At 66.4% G+C, this 19,797-nt stretch carries 20 protein-coding genes and 2 pseudogenes; 20 read left to right on the top strand and 2 right to left on the bottom strand.

Annotated elements, in window-relative coordinates; all coding sequences use genetic code 11:
* Window positions 1–28: 28 nt before the first annotated feature.
* From HV798_RS21370 to HV798_RS21275, 20 genes and pseudogenes are all read left to right on the top strand, one after another.
* Window positions 29–325 (top strand): annotated as a pseudogene (locus HV798_RS21370) (DUF3085 domain-containing protein); the annotation flags it as partial.
* 141 nt (window positions 326–466) lie between these two features.
* Window positions 467–917: pseudogene (locus HV798_RS31720) on the top strand (XF1762 family protein).
* A 310-nt stretch (window positions 918–1,227) separates the two neighbouring features.
* On the top strand, window positions 1,228–2,133 hold the full coding sequence (locus HV798_RS21360) for a DUF3577 domain-containing protein (RefSeq protein WP_003116825.1): 906 nt from the start codon (window positions 1,228–1,230) through the stop codon (window positions 2,131–2,133).
* A 145-nt stretch (window positions 2,134–2,278) separates the two neighbouring features.
* Entirely contained in the window at window positions 2,279–3,106 is an 828-nt protein-coding gene (locus HV798_RS21355) for a DUF932 domain-containing protein (protein WP_003116824.1), read from the top strand.
* Window positions 3,107–3,200: 94 nt separating this feature from the next.
* Window positions 3,201–3,890, top strand: coding sequence for a DUF3275 family protein (locus tag HV798_RS21350; RefSeq protein WP_003116823.1), 690 nt, complete (start codon window positions 3,201–3,203; stop codon window positions 3,888–3,890).
* A 94-nt stretch (window positions 3,891–3,984) separates the two neighbouring features.
* Entirely contained in the window at window positions 3,985–4,326 is a 342-nt protein-coding gene (locus tag HV798_RS21345; protein ID WP_003116822.1) for a hypothetical protein, read from the top strand.
* Window positions 4,327–4,430: 104 nt separating this feature from the next.
* The gene (locus HV798_RS21340) at window positions 4,431–4,838 is read left to right on the top strand and encodes a hypothetical protein (protein WP_003116821.1); all 408 of its coding nucleotides are present in this window, start codon (window positions 4,431–4,433) and stop codon (window positions 4,836–4,838) included.
* A 16-nt stretch (window positions 4,839–4,854) separates the two neighbouring features.
* Window positions 4,855–5,115 carry a hypothetical protein gene (locus tag HV798_RS21335; protein ID WP_003090124.1) on the top strand — a complete coding sequence of 87 codons (261 nt, stop codon included), beginning with the start codon at window positions 4,855–4,857 and terminating at the stop codon, window positions 5,113–5,115.
* Window positions 5,116–5,191: 76 nt separating this feature from the next.
* Window positions 5,192–5,839, top strand: a complete 648-nt coding sequence (locus tag HV798_RS21330; protein WP_003116820.1) for a hypothetical protein — start codon at window positions 5,192–5,194, stop codon at window positions 5,837–5,839.
* Between the two features lie 40 nt (window positions 5,840–5,879).
* Window positions 5,880–7,013 (top strand): DUF6094 domain-containing protein, encoded by a 1,134-nt coding sequence (locus tag HV798_RS21325; RefSeq protein ID WP_223224654.1) that lies wholly within the window; start codon window positions 5,880–5,882, stop codon window positions 7,011–7,013.
* Window positions 7,014–7,063: 50 nt separating this feature from the next.
* The gene (locus HV798_RS21320) at window positions 7,064–7,384 is read left to right on the top strand and encodes a hypothetical protein (RefSeq protein ID WP_003116818.1); all 321 of its coding nucleotides are present in this window, start codon (window positions 7,064–7,066) and stop codon (window positions 7,382–7,384) included.
* Between the two features lie 89 nt (window positions 7,385–7,473).
* Entirely contained in the window at window positions 7,474–7,779 is a 306-nt protein-coding gene (locus HV798_RS21315; RefSeq protein ID WP_003116817.1) for a hypothetical protein, read from the top strand.
* 136 nt (window positions 7,780–7,915) lie between these two features.
* Window positions 7,916–10,195, top strand: a complete 2,280-nt coding sequence (locus HV798_RS21310) for a helicase-related protein (protein ID WP_004350563.1) — start codon at window positions 7,916–7,918, stop codon at window positions 10,193–10,195.
* A 138-nt stretch (window positions 10,196–10,333) separates the two neighbouring features.
* Window positions 10,334–10,933, top strand: coding sequence for a PFGI-1 class ICE element type IV pilus protein PilL2 (gene pilL2 / locus HV798_RS21305; RefSeq protein WP_003098890.1), 600 nt, complete (start codon window positions 10,334–10,336; stop codon window positions 10,931–10,933).
* Window positions 10,930–11,574 carry a hypothetical protein gene (locus tag HV798_RS21300; protein WP_003098888.1) on the top strand — a complete coding sequence of 215 codons (645 nt, stop codon included), beginning with the start codon at window positions 10,930–10,932 and terminating at the stop codon, window positions 11,572–11,574. The genes pilL2 and HV798_RS21300 overlap by 4 nt, the downstream gene beginning before the upstream one ends.
* Window positions 11,575–11,586: 12 nt before the next feature.
* Entirely contained in the window at window positions 11,587–12,324 is a 738-nt protein-coding gene (locus HV798_RS21295) for a TIGR03759 family integrating conjugative element protein (RefSeq protein WP_003098886.1), read from the top strand.
* Window positions 12,306–12,896 (top strand): transglycosylase SLT domain-containing protein, encoded by a 591-nt coding sequence (locus tag HV798_RS21290; RefSeq protein ID WP_003109780.1) that lies wholly within the window; start codon window positions 12,306–12,308, stop codon window positions 12,894–12,896. The genes HV798_RS21295 and HV798_RS21290 overlap by 19 nt, the downstream gene beginning before the upstream one ends.
* Window positions 12,893–13,441: an integrating conjugative element protein gene (locus tag HV798_RS21285; RefSeq protein ID WP_003109779.1), complete on the top strand. Its 549-nt coding sequence runs from the start codon at window positions 12,893–12,895 to the stop codon at window positions 13,439–13,441. The genes HV798_RS21290 and HV798_RS21285 overlap by 4 nt, the downstream gene beginning before the upstream one ends.
* A gap of 4 nt (window positions 13,442–13,445) precedes the next feature.
* Window positions 13,446–15,638: a type IV conjugative transfer system coupling protein TraD gene (traD, locus tag HV798_RS21280; protein WP_003116813.1), complete on the top strand. Its 2,193-nt coding sequence runs from the start codon at window positions 13,446–13,448 to the stop codon at window positions 15,636–15,638.
* A complete protein-coding gene (locus HV798_RS21275; RefSeq protein ID WP_003109778.1) occupies window positions 15,635–16,384 on the top strand; it encodes a TIGR03747 family integrating conjugative element membrane protein in 750 nt (249 codons plus the stop codon). Before traD ends, HV798_RS21275 begins: the two co-directional genes overlap by 4 nt.
* Before the next feature lie 40 nt (window positions 16,385–16,424).
* Here HV798_RS21275 and HV798_RS21270 read toward each other — a convergent pair whose 3' ends face one another.
* Both HV798_RS21270 and nucC read right to left on the bottom strand, forming a co-directional pair.
* Complete coding sequence (locus HV798_RS21270) at window positions 16,425–19,049, bottom strand: AAA family ATPase (RefSeq protein WP_003116812.1); 2,625 nt, start codon at window positions 19,047–19,049, stop codon at window positions 16,425–16,427.
* A gap of 9 nt (window positions 19,050–19,058) precedes the next feature.
* A complete protein-coding gene (gene nucC, locus HV798_RS21265; RefSeq protein ID WP_003050273.1) occupies window positions 19,059–19,784 on the bottom strand; it encodes a CBASS effector endonuclease NucC in 726 nt (241 codons plus the stop codon).
* Between the last annotated feature and the right edge of the window lie 13 nt (window positions 19,785–19,797).

Below are 19,797 nucleotides of genomic sequence, written 5' to 3'. Positions count from 1 at the left end.
GATTTTTTCCGTTTTCTGAGACGTCCCCAATCAGTGCCGCATTGTCCTGGTCAAGGATCAGGGCGTGTACTTCCTCGCCGAGCGTGGGGAGCGTCGCCCGGATGGGCGCCAGGCACTGCTCGCCTACGCCGTCGGATGCAACCCGGACACCGACCCGTTCGATGACTGGTGGCACCTCGCCGGCCGCGAGCTGGGCGGCGATGACTTCGCGGAGTATTTCGACCCGAAGGACGGCCTGTTCACGCGCCTCCAGCACTCGGCGGACGATCTCGTGCTTTCCGCCACCGCCACGCACCTGTCCTTAGCAGTGGTGCCTCCCGCCTGACGCGGCAACCGCCTCGCAGCCCCCGCATCGGGGGCCTTCTTTTGTTCGCACCGCCGCCATCGCCGCGCGTGCGCGTTTGTCTCCAGCCGCCGAGGCACGCCCCGCCGGCCACAACGCCGGCATGCCACCGGAGACAACCGCATGAACACGCCATCGACCTCGCCGAGGCTGCACCTCCTACCGGTGTCGCTGCGCACGGCCAATGCATTCGTTCTGTCGCACCATCGCCACCACCGCCCGGTCCAGGGCGCGAAGTTCGCCCTGGCCGTCACGCTGAGCGACAGCGACCTGATCCACGGCGTGGCCATTGTCGGCCGCCCGGTCGCGCGGCACCTGGACGCTGGAAGTCACGCGGCTGTGCACCGACGGCACACCCAGCGCCTGCAGCAAGCTCTACGGCGCGGCCTGGCAGGCGGCAAGGGCGCTGGGCTACATACGCCTGCTCACCTACACCATGCCCGACGAAGGTGGCGCCAGCCTGCGCGCCGCCGGCTGGCGGCTGATCGGCGCGCGCGGTGGCGGCGCCTGGAGCCGTCCCGGCCGTCCGCGCGCCGATACCCCCGAGCACCTGCGCGGCGCCAAGTGCCTGTGACAGGCGCCGGGTGGCGCGGACAAAGGGAAGCGCCCGGGTGCCGATTGATTGCTGCCGCGCGCGCGAGGCCCCGCCATGCTGGCCCCATGCCTGCTGACGTCGTCAGCGACATGCCAGGCAACCATCGGTCTTCGAGGTTGCGGCGCAGTTCCCACTGCGTGACCGAGCCAGCTCGCACCGCATCCTTCCGCGAGCGGCCACCAGCCTCTGGTGGCGGATGCTTTCGCCTTATCAACCCACCGCGGGGTCACGCACCTTCCCCGCATGCGTGGGCCGGTGTGTCTCCGCTTCATCCCAATGGAGATTCACCATGAACACCACGTCCAACGAGAAATCGTATTTCGACCTCCACACCTCGGGCATCGGCTACATCCAGCGTGTCCGTGAAGTGCCCGTCCGGGGCGGCCGCCGTGCGCAGCCTTTCCTGGCATGCACCATCGCCGCGCTGGTCGGCCCCGCCCGGGACCCCAGCTACCGCTACTTCGACGTCAAGGTCTCGGGTGCCGAGGCCAAGAAGCTCGTTCAGCGCTACATCGGCGTTGACGATCCCAAGCAGCGCCCGCTGGTGCGCTTTCGCCTCGGTGACCTGTGGGGCGATGTGTACATCCGCGACAAGGGTGAGCAGAAGGGTCAGGCCGCCGCGTCCCTCAAGGCGCGACTGCTCAAGGCCGAACTGATCGACCGGGCCGAACTGGCTTCGATCGAGCAGCACGAGTTGATCACCCGCGGCATCGGCTATCTCAATCGTGTGAAGGACGTCACCCCAAAAGCTGGCGACTCGTTCCTCTCTTGCACCGTCGCGGCACTGGCCGGGCCTGTCGATGAACCGGAGTATCGGTACTTCGACACCATCGTCGCCACCCCGGAAGCCGAGCACCTGGTTCGCCGGTGCGTTCAGGCCGTCGAGGGTGACCGCAAGGTGCTGATCGCCTTCCGTCTGAACGACATGAAGATCGATCCGTACATCCGCACCAAGGGTGAGCACGCCGGGGAACCGGCCGCCAGCCTGGAATCGACGCTGGTCCACATCGGTCTCATCAAGATCGACGGCACCCAGGTCTATCCGACGAGCCAGGCGCAAGCCGAGGCGCCGCCGGCCGAAGACGCATCCGCGTCCGAAGCCGACGATGCCATCGACACGGCCACCGAGCCCGCCGAGCGCGAGCCCGAGGCGCAAGTCCAGGAGCAGGAGCCGGCATTGGCTGCTTCGTTCTGATCCGGCACGGCCTCTCACGGGGCCTTGTCGCTTTTCCTCCCCACGTACGCCGCGTCCCCAGGACGCGTGCTTGCGCATTTCATCCCCCGAGTTCCGCGTGGTCTCACGGCCACGCGGTTGTCGAATTTCTCAAAGGAGATCAGCCATGTCTCTGGTATCCCGCTTTGCTCCGCAATCCCCGATCCTGCGCTCTGATCGCCCACTCTCGGACGACCGCATTCGTGCCGTCGTTCCGTCGATCTTCGCCGACGCTCCACATGGGAGCCGGTCCGATCGGTATGCCTACATACCGACCTCGACCGTGCTGACCAAGCTGCGCCAGGAGGGCTTCGAGCCCTTCATGGTGTGTCAGACGCGCGTGCGCAACGAAGACCGGCGCGAGTACACGAAGCACCTCATCCGACTTCGCCATGCAAGCCAGATCAACGGCGACGAGGCGAACGAGATCATCCTGCTCAACAGCCATGACGGCACGAGCAGCTATCAGATGCTCGCCGGCATGTTCCGGTTCGTCTGCCACAACGGCCTGGTTTGCGGTGACACCACCGCAGACATCCGCGTTCCCCACAAGGGCGACGTGGCCAGCCAGGTGATCGAAGGTGCCTACGGAGTCCTCGAAGGTTTCGAGCGCGTGCATAACGCGCGCGATGCGATGCGCACCATCACCCTCGATGAGGGCGAAGCGGAGGTCTTTGCGAACTCTGCGCTCGCACTCAAGTACGACGATCCGGCCAAGTCCACGCCTGTCACCGAGAGCCAACTGCTGGCCCCTCGGCGATGGGACGACCGCAAGAACGACCTGTGGGCCGTCTTCAACCGCGTCCAGGAGAACCTAGTCAAAGGGGGCCTGAACGGACGCACGGCCAACGGCCGCAATCAGCGCACCCGTCCGGTGCAAGGCATCGACCAGAACCTGCGCCTGAACCGGGCGTTGTGGCTGCTGGCCGAAGGCATGCGCCAGCTCAAGGCGTGATGCCACGCGGACCTCGCCCACCTCGGGCGAGGCCATTTCCTCTCATCCACCGGGTGCCGTCGGCGGCCCGTCATTCATCATCAGGAGAACCATCATGGCAACCCCATCGGCTTCCGAGAAATCTGTTGCGCCCATCGTCGTCCCCGGCCAGCTCACGCTGCGTACCATCCGCGGCAAGAACGGCCCGTTCACGGTTGGCCGCCTCGCGACGCACCTCGGTACTTTCGAGGTCAAAGACCCGGAGCTGGAGCAGTACCCCGAAGGCAAGTACGACGGGGAATTCATCATCAGGTACATCTTCCCGAAGTCCTATCCGGTCGGCGGCGGCATGCGGTTCGAGATCCGTGCCAGCCTCGACGGCATGACGCTCAACGGCATCGACAAACTCAGCCGCGACGAAGCCCGCAGCTTCGCCACCCAGGACGTCGATCCGCTCGATGAAGAGCAAGGGGCGCAGCCTGCGGCAACGCCGGCCAAGCCCACCAAAGCGTCCAGGCCCGCCAAGCCCGCACCCGTGCAGGCGTCCGCGGACCCGCTGGTCGATACCACGCCCTTCGGCGTGGATGCGCCACCGCCTGCTACGGCCGCTGCCCCCGGCAGCACCGAAGACGGTGACGCCGCGCTCTTCGGCCTGCTGTGGCCGCTGGGCGAGTCCGTGAAACTGGATTCGACCATCGACCGCCGCACCCTGCGCGCGCAGATCGCCCGCCTGGGCGAGCTGGGCTACGCGCTGGACTTCAAGACGCAGGAGTGGAGCCGCCAGGCCGAACCAAAACCTGCGTGATCGCAGACGCCGCATGCGCGGTGTTCTTCATCCACCCGCCGGGGTTCCTTTCCCATGCGGGGGAGGCCCTGGCCATTTTCTGGAGGTCTCCATCATGTCCACCATCGCTTGCGATACCCCGCGTTCAACGCTGGATGAACCCGCGTGGCGGGACCTTTGCAAAGCGGCCGCCGCACACGCCCAGCGCGGTTGCGGCTTGTCCTACGACCACTACGTGACGCTCTTCAGTTCGGCGATCGACGCACAGGCCAATCGTTTGCCGGATGAGCAACGTGCTCAGGCTCTCGAAATCGCGGCCCAGGAATGGGACTACGCAACACCTGCCGAACGGCAGGAAACCCAGGACTGGAATGCGGAGCATGGCTATTGCTCGCACGGGATCGAGTTCGGCTACTGCCCGGCCGGTTGTGATCGAGACGATGACGACTGGGATTGAGGGCGACGCATAGGTTCCTTCGCCGCAGATGCGGCATTCCATCACCCGCTGGGGGTTCTTCCCCACGGGGAGGCCTTCAGCTCAACTTTTCGAGGAGGCCTCTCATGGGCTGGTATTTCTCAAACCAATCGCGGTCCGAACTGATCGCGGAACTGATCGCACCGCAAGAGACCGAGCGCGCCAGCGTCAAGGTCATCGCTCACACCCTGCGCGGCAACGTGCTGTGGTCCGTCGCCGAAGTGACCGCCAAGGTCGAAGGCGTGCATCGTGATCTCGCACCGGGCCAGTCCCTGCGCTACATCCGCTGCGATCTGCTTGAACGAAGCGGCGGCCAGTGGGGCTACAAGTCCTTGGACGAGTCCATGCACCCGTACTACTACACGTGCCCGCTGTCCTATCTGGACCTCGCACCGGAGCAGTCCGCCGACTGGCGTGCAGGCGTTCGCGCCTACCACGCCCGGCGGCGCACACCCACGGCATCCGCGGCATCCGCCGCGGCGTCGATGGCCTGAGCCAGGAGGAACCGACATGGACCCGATCCTGGCAACGCTTCCGCCCTCGTTGCTGGCACTCGTTGAAGGGAGTTTGTCCAACGACGAAGTGTCCTCCGACGAGGAAATGCTGGCGTACTTCATCGACAACGGCCTCACCGAGGACCAGGCACGGCAGGCACTGACCTACCGCGACCAGTACCTCAACAACATCTACCTGGAAGGCTTCACGCCGATCACTTCGGCGGACGAGCCGCTTCACTTCAACCCGCACACCCGGCAGTTCGAGCCGGACTGAGCGGTTTTCTTCCACCCCCTGGGGCAGTACTTGCCCCAGCGGGCGGTGCTGTTCCCGTTCATCCGAGGACACCACCATGCCCGCAAACACTTCTTCCACGCTGTACCGCATCGACGAATGCCCGGACGTGATGGCCGACGCCTGCGTCGGCGATGACCAGGGCAACCTGATCTTCCTGTCCATCTGGGCGCGGGACACCGCCGTCCAGCAGTTCCTCGCTCGCCTGACCCTCGGGCGCGACGAGCAGGGACTGGACCAGTTCCACGTCATCACCGACCAGGGCGGCAGCGTCCCGGTATTCATCGGCAACGTCGATCGCCTGGAAAAGCGCATCACGCGCGCGTACCGGCGGACGCTGTTCGGCTCGCTGTCCAACGTGTGGCTGTTCGACCGGCGCTGCGTCAAGCCCGACAAGGCCAACGCCAGCGCATTGGCACTGCTGCCACGCGACAGCGCCCACAGGCTTGACCGCCTGTGGATGCTGGTGCGGGACACCTGCCCGTTGCCGCTGCTCGATCACTGGCGCGAGACCGTGCTGGAACTGCTGCAAACCCGCGAGATGCTGGCCCGCCTTCCGTTCGCCCTCGGGCCGCTGGAAGGCCATCGGCTCGCCATCGACGTGCCGGCGCTGACCCTGGCGCTCGGCTCCCTGATCCGCAGCGACGCGCTCACCGCCTATCCGTATCCGGCCAAGATTTGGACGCCGGAAGCGGTAGCGGCTTGACCCACCCTCGGAGGCACGCCTTGGCGTACTTCCGTGTTTCATCCCCGCCAACCAGGAGACTTCCATGGCCCTCATGTTCCCGCGGCTCGCCCGCAATTTCGTCAAGAACGGATATTTCCCGACCGACGAACCCACGCTCGAAAGAGCGCTCAACGCACTGATGCCCAGCGACGGGCCGATGTGCATCCTCGATCCCTGCGCCGGCGAAGGCGTGGCGATCGCCGAAGCCGCCCATGCCCTCGGGCGCGAGCAGGCAAAGGCGTTCGCCGTCGAGTTCGACGCGGAGCGGGCGCGCCATGCCCGCGGCCTGGTCGATCACTGCCTGCACGCGGACCTGATGGACACGATGGTCTCCAAGCAGTCCTTCGGGCTGCTCTGGCTCAACCCGCCGTATGGGGACCTGTCCAAGGACGTCAACGGCAACATCGGCTATCAGGGCCAGGGCCGTGCCCGCCTTGAAAAGCTGTTCTACCAGCGCACGCTCTCGCTGCTGCAATACGGCGGCGTGCTGGTTTTCATCGTCCCCGGCTACGTGCTCGACGCGGAGTTGGTCGGCTGGCTGACGCGCCACTACACGGACCTGCGCATCTACCGAGCGGTGGAGACGCAGTTCAAGCAGGTGGTGATCTTCGGACGCCGGGTGCGCCAGCGCGAGCAGGTGCCCGATGGCGTCAAGGCCGTGCGCAATCTGCTGTTGCAGGTAGGGCAAGGCGAAGTCGAAGCCGAGGAACTGCCGAGCGAGTGGCCGTTCCTGCCGTACATCGTCCCCGCCAGCCCGGCCGAGCCAGAGCATTTCTTCCGCGTGACGATGGAGCCCGAGCAGTTCGCCGATGAGGTTGGCAGGCTGCAAGGCTTGTGGCCATCGCAGGACACGCACCTGGGGGCTGCGCAGCAATCGCTGCGTCCACCGGCGCGGGCCTTGTCCCGCTGGCATCTCGCCCTGGCTCTGGCCGCGGGTGCGATCTCGGGGGTTGTGCGCTCCAAGACCGGGCGCGTGCTCGTCGTCAAAGGTGACACCCACAAGGACAAGACGCTCCAGCGGGAGTTCACCGAACGCGAAGACGGCTCCATCGCCGAGACCCGCATCCTCACCGACAAGTTCGTTCCCGTCATCCGCGCGTGGGACATGACACCTGGCTCCGCGACACGGGGCGAGGTGTTGACCATTCGCTGATCCACCGGACGCGCTGCCGTCCTGCTGTACCAACTCGAAGGAGAAACACCATGATCCCCAATCCGTTCAAGCGGCCTGCGCCGCACAAGCAACCGTTGTTCGCACCGAGTACGTTGAAGTTGAGCGAGAAGGTGCATTGGCTGGCCCGGCGAGGCCTGATCGACCCCTTGGCCTATGTCCAGCGCCATGTGCGCGGGGACTGGGGCGAGATCGATGAGGCCACACGCCAAGCCAACGACGTGGCGATCCAACAGGACAACCTAATGATCTCGCAGTTCAGGATCACGCCGGACCTGGCGCTGATCGTCAAGACCAGCGAGGACCACCAGACCACGGTGGTCCAGCTTCCCGAAGAGCGGGACCTGATCTGAGGCCCCACATCGTCATCCTCATCCACCTGACGGAGCCACTTCACTCCGGCAGGGGTGTCGTGGCTCAATGACTCATCAAGGAGGAGCCCATGGCATCGCATCGCATCGAAACCTACTGCCAGCGGCTGGCGTTCCCCATCGGGGCGCTCATCTTCAGCAGAGGTGTAGACCGCCTGGTCCGCGCGGGTCGCCTGGACCCGATCCCGTACTTCAGGCGCCACACCCGTGGCGACTGGGGCGACGTCAACATCCAGCAATGGCAGACGAACAGCAGCGCGCTTCAATCGGGCGCGTCGCTGGAATCGCACTACGTGATCCATCCGGGGCTCGCCATTCGCATCGTCACCGATTCGCAGCGCTGCGCAACCGTCATCGTGCTTCCGTCCGAAGACTGAGCACGGTTCACCTGCGGGCCGCCCAGGCCAGCACCTTCAACCACCCTCAGCCACGCGTCGATTCTCTTCCCACCACGGGGCATGCCATTGCCCCGCTGGGGGGGGTGCATGCCCCATTTTTCTTTGGAGCATCACCATGTCCCTCGATCTCGAAACCACTGCCGCTGAATCCGCGCCCGTACAGGGCGAACTGCTCGACGCGGAATCTTCCCCTCTGACCCTGAGCCTTCAGGATTTTGTCGGCGAGTTCGGCGACGAACTACTCGACGCCCTCAACAGCGCTAATCCGCCGGTCTATACCGGCCAACCGCAGGCGCACCGGCAACTGGTGGTCGCCAGCCTCAAGCGCAAGCTGTTCCCAGCCCAGGCCGAAGTCGTCCACGCCGCCGCCGAGCTGCTGATCGACCGTGGCGAACGTGCTGCGATCGTCAATGGCGAGATGGGCTGCGGCAAGACGACCGTCGGCATTGCCACGGCCGCCGTGCTCAACGCCGAAGGCTATCGCCGCACTCTGGTGCTGTCGCCGCCCCACCTGGTTTACAAGTGGCGGCGCGAGATCCAGGAGACGGTGGCCGGTGCCAAGGTGTGGGTACTCAACGGGCCGGATACGCTCGTCAAGCTCATCAAGCTGCGCGAGCAGTTGGGCGTGCAGCCCACGGGCCAGGAGTTCTTCGTCCTGGGGCGCGTCAGGATGCGGATGGGCTTTCACTGGAAGCCTGTCTTCACCACGCGGCGCACCCGCCACGGCGACGTGGCGGCCTGCCCGGACTGCGGCACGGTCATCACCGACCTCGACGGCGAGCCGGTCAACCCGATCGCGCTCCAAGCCGAGGAGTGCCGCAGGAAGTGCGGCCACTGCGCCGCGCCCCTGTGGACACTGATCCGCCCGCGCAGTCTGTCCGGCAGCGACCAGTCCTCGGCCGTGCTCAAAGCCTTAAAGCGCATACCGACCATCGGAGAGGTCACCGCGCAGAAGCTGATGCAAAAGTTCGGTGACGGGTTCCTGGCGTCGATGCTCGGCGACAACATCCATGAGTTCATCAACCTCATGGATGGCAACGGCGAGCTGGTGTTTTCCGACCGTCAGGCCACGCGCATGGAACGTGCGATGGCCAACATGGAGTTCGGCTTTGGCGAGGGCGGCTATCAGCCGTCCGAGTTCATCAAACGCTACCTGCCGCAAGGCACGTTCGACCTGCTCATCGCCGATGAGGCACATGAGTACAAGAACGGGGGCAGTGCCCAGGGCCAGGCCATGGGCGTGCTGGCGGCGAAGGCTCGCAAGACCTTGCTGCTGACCGGCACGTTGATGGGCGGCTACGGGGACGACCTGTTCCACCTGCTGTTCCGAGCCCTTCCGGGGCGGATGATCGAAGACGGCTACCGCCCGACCACGAGCGGCAGCATGACCTCGGCTGCGATGGCGTTCATGCGCGATCACGGGGTGTTGAAGGACATCTACTCCGAGAGCACCGGCACGGCGCACAAGACGGCCAAGGGCACCAAGGTATCGGTGCGCACGGTCAAGGCCCCGGGGTTTGGCCCCAAGGGCGTGCTGCGCTGCATCCTGCCGTTCACGATCTTTCTCAAGCTCAAGGACATCGGTGGCAACGTCCTGCCGCCGTATGACGAGGAGTTCCGTGAAGTCGCGATGGACACGGCGCAAGCCGCGGCCTACCGCGATCTGGCGGGTCGGCTGACCGCGGAGCTGAAACAGGCTCTGGCGCGACGCGATACGACCTTGCTGGGTGTGGTCCTCAACGTGCTGCTGGCCTGGCCGGATTGCTGCTTCCGGTCGGAGACCGTGGTGCATCCGCGCACGCGCAACACCTTGGCGTTTGTCCCGGCTCAGTTCAACGAGTTCGAGATCAGCCCCAAGGAGCGTGAGCTGATCGACATCTGCAAAGAGGAGAAGGCGCAGGGCCGCAAGGTCCTGGCCTACACGGTCTATACCGGCACGCGCGACACCACGTCGCGCCTGAAGGTGTTGCTGGAGCAGGAAGGCTTCAAGGTGGCGGTGCTGCGCGCGAGCGTGGATGCCAGCCGCCGCGAAGACTGGATCGCCGAGCAACTGGACCGTGGCATCGACGTGCTCATCACCAACCCCGAGTTGGTCAAGACGGGGCTGGACCTGTTGGAGTTCCCGACGATCGTGTTCATGCAGTCGGGCTACAACGTGTACTCGCTCCAGCAGGCGGCACGCCGCTCCTGGCGCATCGGGCAGAAGCAGCCCGTGCGTGTGATCTACCTCGGCTACGCCGGTTCCTCGCAGATGACCTGCCTGGAGCTGATGGCCAAGAAGATCATGGTCTCGCAGTCCACCTCGGGCGACGTGCCCGAATCCGGGCTCGATGTCCTGAACCAGGACGGTGATTCCGTCGAGGTCGCACTGGCCCGGCAGCTTGTCGCCGCATGACACGTTCCACTTACGGCCCTTCGGGGCCGTTTTTTTTGCCGCTCCCGGTAAATCGGACGCTGCCTGGTTCGCATTGTTTGCTGCCGCTCGCGGCCTGAGCGGCGATGGTGAGGGCTGGATGTTTCAGGACGCCGAGCTATGTGCCCCTCTCCACCGTGGTTTCACTATCCCGAACGCCGCCTTCTGGCGGGATTTCTCGGCCTGCTGTGGTCGGTGCTGGCCGGTGGCTGCGCGACGACGACTGCGCCGGTCGCGCCCGACACCATCGCGGAAGTCTTGGCCGCGCCTGAACCCGAGGCTTCCGAGTACATCCCGGTCGTGCGCTACGCCCGCTACACACTGGTCGAACTGGCACCCATGGCGGCGCAGCGCGACCTGTTGTTGCAGACCATCGACGTGTCCATGCCCGAGGATGCCCGCGCCACGGTCGGGGATGGGCTTCGGCACGTGCTCAAACGCAGCGGCTATGGCCTGTGCCAGACCGCGCATGCCGTGATCGAGCTGTACGCGCTGCCGTTGCCGGCGGTACACCTGCACCTCGGCCCCATGACCTTGCGCGATGCGCTGCTCACGCTGGCTGGCCCGGCCTGGGAACTGCACGCGGATGACCGCGCACGGCAAATCTGCTTCGAGCGGCCCGGCGATCGCGCGGTCGCCGAGTCCCCATCCGAGCCACCCGCCACCGAGGCGGTGCAGACGTTCCCGCTGGCACCCATGGTTTCGGGAGGCCAGCCATGAACGCCCCGCAACCTGCCCAGCGATCGACCGCCGCCGTGGTGGTGCAGAGCCTGATGTGGCTCTGGTTGATCTTCCTCAGCGTCTTGGCGGCCCTGGGCTACCAGGCCCTCAGCGACCAGGCCGACCAGGAGCGGCTGGATTCCCGCCTGCAACGCCTGGAAGCGCAGGCAACTGGCTTGGCCGAGACGATCGAGGCCATCCAGCAGCGCCCGGCCGTCGCGACGGACGCTGACCTCAAAGACACCCGCCAGATTCTGGAAGCACGCGCGGCCCAGGTCGAGAAATCTCTCAGTGGCTACGCAGCGGCCGACGACCTCCAGGCGCTGCGCGCGGAGGTCGAGCAGATCAAGGCGCGCCAAGCCGCCGCGCGTGCCACCGCACCCGCCCAGCGGCGCGCATCGCGCACGTCCGCCGCCTCCAAGACCGAGCTGCCGCCGCTGCCATTCCGCGTCGTCGGCGCCGAACTGCGCGCCGGCCAGCGCAGCGTGTCCGTCGCGCCGAGCATCGGGGACTTCACGCCCGCCCAACTTCAGGTGCTGCTGCCCGGGGATGCGGTCGGCCCGTGGCGCCTGCAGGCGATCGAGGGCAACACCGCAGTGTTCCAGGCCGGCAACCAGACCCGCCGCGTGGCGATTCCCTGACCGGAGCACCCCATGAAGCCGTCGATCCTCCTTTTCGCGGTCCTGGTGGCGTCGTCGCAATGGCCCGCCTGGGCGCAGCAGCCCGCAACGACCTCGGCGCGCAACGCACAGAGCCAGGAGCGCCCGCTGGCCGCCCGCGTGCTGGACGACCGGGTGGCAACCGAATGGGGCTTGCAGCCACAAGAATGGGCACGCTACCGCGAGCTGATGGATGGGCCGCTGGGTATCTACTCGCCCAACCTGGACCCGCTGTCCGCCCTGGGCATCGAAGCTCGCACGGACGAAGAACGGCGCCGCTATGCGGAACTGCAGGTGCAGGTGGAAGCGCGCCGCGTCGAGAAGCTGCTCGCCTACCAGCGCGCCTACGACGAGGCCTGGCAGCGCCTGAATCCGGGGATGCAGCGCGTGAACCTGCCCGACGACAAGCCGGGCGCCGGCCCATCCAGCAGTCCCTTGCGCGGCAGCGGCCGCATGGCGGTGTTCGTCAAGGACGGCTGCGCAGCCTGCGGACAGCTCGTGCAGCGCCTGCAATCCTCGGGCGCGGAGTTCGACCTGTACATGGTGGGCAGCCGCCAGGATGACGCGCGCATCCGCGACTGGGCCAAGCGCGCGCAGATCGACCCGGCGCGCGTGCGCGCCGGCAGCATCACGCTCAACCACGACGGCGGCCGCTGGCTGTCACTGGGCCTGCCCGGCGATCTGCCCGCCGCCGTGCGCGAAGTGAACGGCCAATGGCAGCGCCAGCCGTAGCCATGCCCCTGCGCGCACTGGTGCTCACTGCCGGCCTGTATGCCGTTGCCGCCCTGGCCCAGGAGGTTCCGCCACCGGCTTACCAGCTTGCCGCCCAGCGCGCAGGCATCCCCTCGACCGTGCTCTACGCCGTGGCCTTGCAGGAGAGCGGCATCCGGCGCAACGGGCGCCTGGTGCCGTGGCCGTGGTCCCTCAACGTCGCCGGCCAGTCGCGCCGCTTCGCCACGCGCGCCGACGCCTGCGCTGGCCTGCAGCAGGCGATGCGCGCCACGCCGCACACGCGCATTGATGCGGGCCTGGGCCAGATCAACCTCGGCTACCACAAGCACCGCTTTACCGGCGCGTGCGACCTGCTGGATCCGTATCGCAACCTGGCCGTTGCCGCCGAGATCCTGAAGGAGCAGCACACCCCCGGCGAGGACTGGCTGCTGGCGATCGGCCGCTACCACCGCCCCGCAGGCGGCGAGCCCGCCGCCCGCTATCGGCGCAGCGTGTCGCGCCACCTTGCCCGCGTGCAGGGCACGCGACCAGCCGCCGCGGTCCTCGCGGCGCGCCAGGAGACCTCCCCATGACGAAACCCCATCCCGCCCATCTCGCGTTCACGGGCCTACTCATGCTGCTGTCAGGCCTGCCGCTGGCCTCGCGTGCCGGCGAGCCACTGATCGTTGTCGAGGACCGTGGCGGCACGTCGGCATTGCCGTACTACGAAGCCCTGAATCTCCAGCCGCGCGCCAACGCACCGGCGCGGCCGTCCATCCCGACGCCCCAGGTTCCTGCCACACGGGCGGACGAAGCCGCGATGCTGCCGGTGCGCAGCGCCAAGCTCACGCCCGGCACCGTCGCGCGACGGGTGATCGAAGCGCCCGGCCTGCGGCCGTTCGTGGTCATCGGCGACGACGAGGCTTCCCGGGCCTGGTTGCAGCGCCGCGCCGCCGCTTTGCGCGAACGTGGCGCGGTCGGCCTGGTCGTCAACGTCGAGACCGCGCAGGGCCTGGCGCGGCTGCGCGCCCTGGTGCCGGGCGTGCCGCTCGCGCCCGTGGCCGGCGACGACCTGGCCGATCGCCTGGGCCTGCGGCACTACCCGGCGCTGATCACGGCCACCGGCATCGAGCAATGAAGCCATGTCGGGCAAACAGCCGGTCGAGGTTCTGCTACGCCCAGCGGTGGAGCTATACACCGTCGCGGCGTGTGCAGGCGCCGCGTTTCTGTGCCTGGTGGCCCCATGGTCGCTCGCGCTGAGCCCGGCCATGGGCATCGGCAGCGCCTTGGCGTTCGGCGCCTACGGCGCGATCCGCTACCGCGATGCCCGCATCATCCTGCGCTACCGGCGCAACATCCGCCGTCTGCCGCGTTACGTGATGACCAGCAAGGACGTGCCGGTCAGCCAGCAGCGCCTATTCGTGGGGCGCGGCTTTCTCTGGGAGCAGAAGCACACGCATCGGCTGATGCAGACGTACCGGCCCGAGTTCCGCCGCTACGTCGAGCCGACGCCGGCCTACCGGCTGACCAGGCGCCTGGAGGAACGGCTGGAGTTCGCGCCATTGCCGCTCTCGCGCCTGCCGAAGCTCACCGGCTGGGACGCGCCTTTCAACCCCGTGCGCCCGTTGCCGCCTGTCGGCGGCCTGCCAAGGCTGCACGGCATCGAGCCCGACGAAGTGGACGTCAGCCTGCCGCTGGGCGAGCGCGTCGGGCACTCGCTGGTGCTGGGCACCACGCGGGTGGGCAAGACGCGCCTGGCCGAGTTGTTCGTCACGCAGGACATCCGTCGCAGGAATGCTGCCGGCGAGCATGAGGTCGTCATCGTCATCGACCCCAAGGGGGATGCCGATCTCTTGAAACGGATGTACGTCGAAGCCCAGCGCGCTGGCCGCGAAGGCGAGTTCTACATCTTCCACTTGGGCTGGCCGGAAATCAGCGCCCGCTACAACGCCGTGGGCCGCTTCGGTCGGATCTCGGAAGTGGCGACACGCATCGCGGGGCAGCTCTCCGGCGAAGGCAACAGCGCGGCGTTCCGCGAGTTCGCATGGCGCTTCGTGAACATCATCGCCCGCGCCCTGGTGGAACTGGGGCAGCGCCCGGACTACATGCTGATCCAGCGCCACGTCATCAACATCGACGCGCTGTTCATTGAGTACGCCCAGCACTACTTTGCCAAGACGGAGCCCAAGGCCTGGGAGGTGATCGTCCAGATCGAGGCCAAGCTCAACGAGAAGAACATCCCAAGGAACATGATCGGGCGCGAGAAGCGTGTGGTGGCGCTGGAGCAATACCTCTCCCAGGCGCGCAACTACGACCCTGTGCTCGATGGCCTGCGCTCGGCGGTGCGCTACGACAAGACCTACTTCGACAAGATCGTTGCATCGCTGCTGCCGCTGCTGGAAAAGCTCACGAGCGGCAAGATCGCCCAGCTCCTGGCGCCGAACTACTCCGACCTGGCCGACCCGCGCCCGATCTTCGACTGGATGCAGGTCATCCGAAAGCGGGCCATCGTCTATGTGGGTCTGGATGCGTTGTCTGACGCCGAGGTCGCCGCAGCGGTCGGCAATTCGATGTTCTCTGACCTGGTTTCGGTGGCCGGACACATCTACAAGCACGGAATCGACGATGGCCTGCCCGGCGCAGTGGCTGGCGCTCGCGTGCCGATCAACGTGCACGCGGACGAATTCAATGAACTGATGGGCGATGAATTCATCCCGCTCATCAACAAGGGCGGCGGTGCCGGCCTGCAAGTCACGGCGTACACGCAGACGCTCTCGGACATCGAGGCCCGCATCGGAAATCGCGCGAAGGCCGGCCAAGTGATCGGGAATTTCAACAATTTATTCATGTTGCGCGTGCGCGAGACGGCCACCGCGGAACTGCTGACGAGGCAGTTGCCGAAGGTCGAGGTCTATACAACCACCATCGTCTCGGGCGCGACGGACAGCTCAGACATCCGCGGCGCGACGGATTTCACGTCGAACACCCAGGACCGCATCAGCATGGCCAGCGTGCCGATGATCGAGCCGTCACACGTCGTCGGCCTGCCCAAGGGCCAGTGCTTCGCGCTGCTGCAGGGCGGCCAGCTCTGGAAGGTGCGTATGCCGCTGCCGGCGCCGGACCCGGATGAAGTGATGCCGGCGGACCTGCAGCAACTGGCCGGGTACATGCGCCAGAGCTACAGCGAGGCCACGCAGTGGTGGGAGTTCACCAGCTCGTCGGCCTTGCAGGATGCGGCCTTGCCCGACGACCTGCTGGACGATGCCGCTGCGGCCGAGCCCGGCGCGGTGGCCACCGGCGCCGACGATGGCGCGGGCAACGAGGCCGTGCCATGAAGGATGCCGCCTCGACCGCGCAGCGGGAGCAGAACCATCGCCAAGGCTTGATCGTCGGCACCATCACCTTACCGTTCCGGCTGCTCGGGGTGCTCATTGGCTCGCTGCTGTTCTCGATCGTGGTGGAGTGCGCCGGCATGCACCTGTTCTGGAAGGACCAGGGCTGGCGCCACTCCCAGCAGATGCTGCGGTACGAACTCGGGCACCTGTCCAACCACTTCACGCGCAGCGTGGTGGTACAGGAGCCCGGGCGCACGGCGCACGAGTTGGTGGATACCGGGTACGAGTGGGTGTTCGTGCGCTCGGGGTTGCTGGAGCGCATGAGCCAGACCGCCGAGCGCGTCCGCGCGCCCAGCCACGGGCAGAGCCGCAACTTCCGCTACTACATCAGCCAAGTCTATGTCTGGGCCGAAAGCTACCTGATCGCTGCGGCCTTCACGACGCTCACCTTCCTGGTGCGCCTGCTGGTCCTGGTGCTCACGCTGCCGCTGATCCTCACGGCGGCATTCGTCGGCCTGATTGACGGCCTGGTGCGACGGGATGTGCGCCGGTTCGGCGCGGGCCGCGAATCCGGCTTCATCTACCACCGCGCGAAGGCCAGCCTGATGCCGTTGGCCGTGCTGCCTTGGGTCACCTATCTCGCTCTGCCCATATCGGTGCATCCTCTGGTCATCCTGCTGCCCAGCGCGGCGTTGCTGGGGATGGCAGTCAGCCTGACCGCAGGCAGCTTCAAGAAGTACTTATGAGGTGACACGGGCGGCACGGCTCTGCAAAGCCGTGTGCCGTTCATCGGTTCTGCAGGGTATCAAGAGCAGCATCCAACGCCGTAACCGCCTCGACGACCGTTCTTACCGTCGCCCGATCAAACTCATGATCGCGCTGAGCGTCGTGCACACCGCTATTGAGGTAACCCCATTCAATACTCGTACCGCTGACATTGAGCAGCCGGACCAACGCCCCTACGGCATCCGGCGCACCCGCATGTTGCGCCGCGATACGCTCGACGGCCGACCGCAACTTGGTGCATTTATTGTTCAGCTCCCAAGGCGCGCGGGGCCCGCTCAGCTTGATGTCGATCCGGCCGTCCGCCCGCCGACCCAGCCACGTCCACAGGCGGTCCGTCAGACTCTCCAGCGCCGGCCGGGCCTGACGCAGTGCCTCGCGTTTCTCGTCAGCCGCCAACGCCTGCTGGGCCAGAAGAACATAGTTCTTCGCTGGCGGGTCGCTGTCGACCCGCAGTTCGTGCTCTCCCTGATGCGGGAGAAACTTGTAGCGCTTAATGGCCGCGGCGCGGCGCACGCCCAACTCCTGCTGGATGCGGTGCAGGAACTCCTCTGCGTGCGAGGTGAGGATAACCTGCTTGCCGTGGAGCAAACCGTCCTCGAAGAAGGTACGCCAGATGCCATCGCGATGGTCGTCGTCGATCGCGTTGACGACGTCATCGAATATGACCACGGGGCAGCCCTGCGCGAGGTTCTTGGCAAGCAGAATCGCCAGGCCCAGGCATTTGATGTGCCCTTCGCTGAAGACGATCAACGCGTCGTAGCGCGCGCCCGGCTCGCCGGCGAACTCCACCTCGATCTTGCCGTTCTCGGCCACGGGCAACCACAGCGCGTGCAGCAGATCGCCGGGCGGATCGGCCCGGTTGAATGCGTTGTAGAGATGGCGGGCTTGGTCTCCCAGCCCCTGTAGCAGAACCCCCGGCAGAGCGGTCAGGTATGCCTGAATCTCGGGCAGGAAGCCGTCGTAGGCGGCCTTGACCCGCTGATGGTGCACCACCACCGGCATTTCGTCCGTGGCCGCCTGGATCAGGCCGCGGTTCGCGTCGTCGAATTGGGCCACGGTTTGGCGGGCGGCCGCCAGCTCCTGATCCGCAGTCGTGCGCATGGTCCGCAGCCGTTCGATCTCCAGCTGATGCTGTTGCAGGCGGTCCCGCTCCTGGGCCATCGCGCCGCGCTGGGCATTCACGTCGCGCGCCTGCGCGTCGAAGCCTTCGATGATCTGTGCGATCCGTAAGAGGGCTTGCCAGGCGCGCTGGTCCCCATTCACCCCGCCGCCGAGCCAATTGCCCGCCGACGTGGGAGGCAGCAGTGGCAGGCCCGCGGCCTGCGATTCGGCAGGACAAGCGACCCCAGCCGCCGCCACCACGCGGCGCATTTCGTCACACAGCGCTCGGACCGCCTCGCTCAACTGCGTCCGATGCCCGGCCTCCTGCTGCTGCAGGACGGCCAGTTGCGCGAGCTGCTCCAGGCCCATTCGCGCCCTGGCGAACGGGTCCTGCGCCACGGCGGCCAGTTCGGTTCCACATGCCGGACACGCGGTCGCCCCGTCCGCCAACGCTTGCACGGCCTCGTAGAGCTTCGCGTACGACACCTCGCCGGCGCGGGCCGCGAGTTGCGCGGAAGACGCTTGCCACAGTCCCTGGACGCGGTAGGCCTCTGCCAGCAACGCTTGCAGGCGGGCCTGGGTCACCTCGTGAATGGCAGGCGGGTTGGCGTCCAGCTGAGCCTGGACATACGGTAGCCGTCCTTGCTGCTGCGGCGTACCCAGCAGCCAGTCCACGCAGGTTTGATAGGTCGCGCCAGGTGACATGCGCTGCGCCAAAGCTTGTTCCAGGCCCTCGACCGCTGCGATCTTCTGCGGGTAGGCGGCGATGGTCTGTTCGGAGTTCGCCAACTGCAGGCGACGCTGCGCCAGCTGCGCCGCCTGCACGCCGGCAAGCATCAGGTCCTGATCGAGCGAGGGGTTGAAGCCGCGCACGAACTCGCTGAACTGGTCCACGCCGAACAGGGTGGCGATGAGCTGGCGCTGATCGCTCGGGGTCCGCGCGGCGATTCGGGCGAAATCGTCGAGGCGGTTCTTCTCGATGAAGCAGAAGCGATACTCAGCTTCGTCGGGCTGGACGGCCTGCGCCTCGCCCGCCGCCGTAGACGACAGGACTGGCGCGATGTGGCGGCGCAGGCGAGCGTTGTTGCAGTACGTCCGCTGGTCGACCCGCTTGGCCTGCGCTTCGCTGATCGAACCGAGCATCGCCACTTCCAAGGCTTCGCAGAAGCTGCTCTTGCCGGTGCCGTTGGCACCGTAGACCAAGGTGATGTCATGGCTGAGGTCGAACGTCTCCTGCCGCATGAATCCTCGAAACGGCCCGACTTCGAGCTGGTGCAGTCGCCCGAGCGCCGGCCCGTTTTCGGGGCCGCGCGCGTCCCCGTCGTAGGCGACAGGCATCTGCGCCAGATGCGCGATGGCCAGCGGCGCCAAGCGCGTGGAGCGCCCCCGGCGTGCAGCACCGACCTCGGCCAGTGGCTGCAGGTGATCGAGCACCAGGTGCGCCAGCCGGCGCACGTCGTCGTGCACGTGCCGCTGCGTCAAGTGCGCCAGGAACCGGTGGTACTCCGAACGTATGCTTGCCACAGCGACCCCTCACTTGGTCAACCACTGACCGTAAGCCTCCACATCGATCATGGGGACCGTTCCACTGAACTGAAGCTGCGCGATCAGCTTGAAAAGAAACGCGGTCGCCGGCTTGTTTTCGTTGGTGTAGCTGTACGCGCCGCTGGCTTGGTCATAGAAAAAGTGCCCGTGGGCGGCAACGCATCCGATGTCCAGACGCCCCTCGGTGAGGTTTGCGTTCAGCGCCTTGTCCATGGATGGGCCCAATGCAGGACTCCATTCGCTCTCGAAGGTGAGCAAGCCACCCAGAATCGGAATCAACGGCTTCGCTGGGTAGGTCCCGCCAGCGTGCGGGATCGGCAGGCTCGTGCGGTGCAGCCTGCGCACACTGGCGACCTTCTCCTGGGCATAGGCCACAAGCCCCGCGTCAGCCGTCTGCTTGGCCTCGAACACGGCGTACACGCTTTCGGCTGGAATGATCGTCTCGTTCTCGTAGGTGAAGATAAAAGGCGAATATTGCCGATCAAACACCACCACATCGATCTGCTGGCTGAAGTTCCCCAGGCTGTCCACCACATGCGCCTTCGCCGCCTGGTACCGTTTGGGCAGATAGGTATCCAGCATGTCGATCCAGACGTTCTCGCTCGCATCCCCCTTCGTACCCGGGTGACCGAAGGTCTTGCGTACTACGGACAAGCGCTGCTGGATGTCTTCATGCAGGGACGACAGGAGCTGGGAAAGCGACCACTGGGACATGCTGTACCTCGAT

This window comes from Achromobacter deleyi (assembly GCF_902859705.1).
GTDB lineage: Bacteria > Pseudomonadota > Gammaproteobacteria > Burkholderiales > Burkholderiaceae_B > Achromobacter > Achromobacter deleyi.
This window is presented reverse-complemented; position numbering and strand designations above follow the sequence as displayed.

Excerpts from the sequence above, each read along its gene's own strand:
- HV798_RS21315 (WP_003116817.1), top strand. The coding sequence starts at position 7,474 with ATGGCATCGCATCGCATCGAAACCTACTGCCAGCGGCTGGCGTTCCCC.
- HV798_RS21340 (WP_003116821.1), top strand. The coding sequence starts at position 4,431 with ATGGGCTGGTATTTCTCAAACCAATCGCGGTCCGAACTGATCGCGGAA.
- HV798_RS21275 (WP_003109778.1), top strand. The coding sequence starts at position 15,635 with ATGAAGGATGCCGCCTCGACCGCGCAGCGGGAGCAGAACCATCGCCAA.
- nucC (WP_003050273.1), bottom strand. The coding sequence starts at position 19,784 with ATGTCCCAGTGGTCGCTTTCCCAGCTCCTGTCGTCCCTGCATGAAGAC.
- HV798_RS21350 (WP_003116823.1), top strand. The coding sequence starts at position 3,201 with ATGGCAACCCCATCGGCTTCCGAGAAATCTGTTGCGCCCATCGTCGTC.
- HV798_RS21300 (WP_003098888.1), top strand. The coding sequence starts at position 10,930 with ATGAACGCCCCGCAACCTGCCCAGCGATCGACCGCCGCCGTGGTGGTG.
- HV798_RS21310 (WP_004350563.1), top strand. The coding sequence starts at position 7,916 with ATGTCCCTCGATCTCGAAACCACTGCCGCTGAATCCGCGCCCGTACAG.
- HV798_RS21285 (WP_003109779.1), top strand. The coding sequence starts at position 12,893 with ATGACGAAACCCCATCCCGCCCATCTCGCGTTCACGGGCCTACTCATG.
- HV798_RS21335 (WP_003090124.1), top strand. The coding sequence starts at position 4,855 with ATGGACCCGATCCTGGCAACGCTTCCGCCCTCGTTGCTGGCACTCGTT.
- HV798_RS21290 (WP_003109780.1), top strand. The coding sequence starts at position 12,306 with ATGGCAGCGCCAGCCGTAGCCATGCCCCTGCGCGCACTGGTGCTCACT.
- traD (WP_003116813.1), top strand. The coding sequence starts at position 13,446 with ATGTCGGGCAAACAGCCGGTCGAGGTTCTGCTACGCCCAGCGGTGGAG.
- HV798_RS21355 (WP_003116824.1), top strand. The coding sequence starts at position 2,279 with ATGTCTCTGGTATCCCGCTTTGCTCCGCAATCCCCGATCCTGCGCTCT.
- HV798_RS21295 (WP_003098886.1), top strand. The coding sequence starts at position 11,587 with ATGAAGCCGTCGATCCTCCTTTTCGCGGTCCTGGTGGCGTCGTCGCAA.
- pilL2 (WP_003098890.1), top strand. The coding sequence starts at position 10,334 with ATGTGCCCCTCTCCACCGTGGTTTCACTATCCCGAACGCCGCCTTCTG.
- HV798_RS21360 (WP_003116825.1), top strand. The coding sequence starts at position 1,228 with ATGAACACCACGTCCAACGAGAAATCGTATTTCGACCTCCACACCTCG.
- HV798_RS21330 (WP_003116820.1), top strand. The coding sequence starts at position 5,192 with ATGCCCGCAAACACTTCTTCCACGCTGTACCGCATCGACGAATGCCCG.
- HV798_RS21320 (WP_003116818.1), top strand. The coding sequence starts at position 7,064 with ATGATCCCCAATCCGTTCAAGCGGCCTGCGCCGCACAAGCAACCGTTG.
- HV798_RS21345 (WP_003116822.1), top strand. The coding sequence starts at position 3,985 with ATGTCCACCATCGCTTGCGATACCCCGCGTTCAACGCTGGATGAACCC.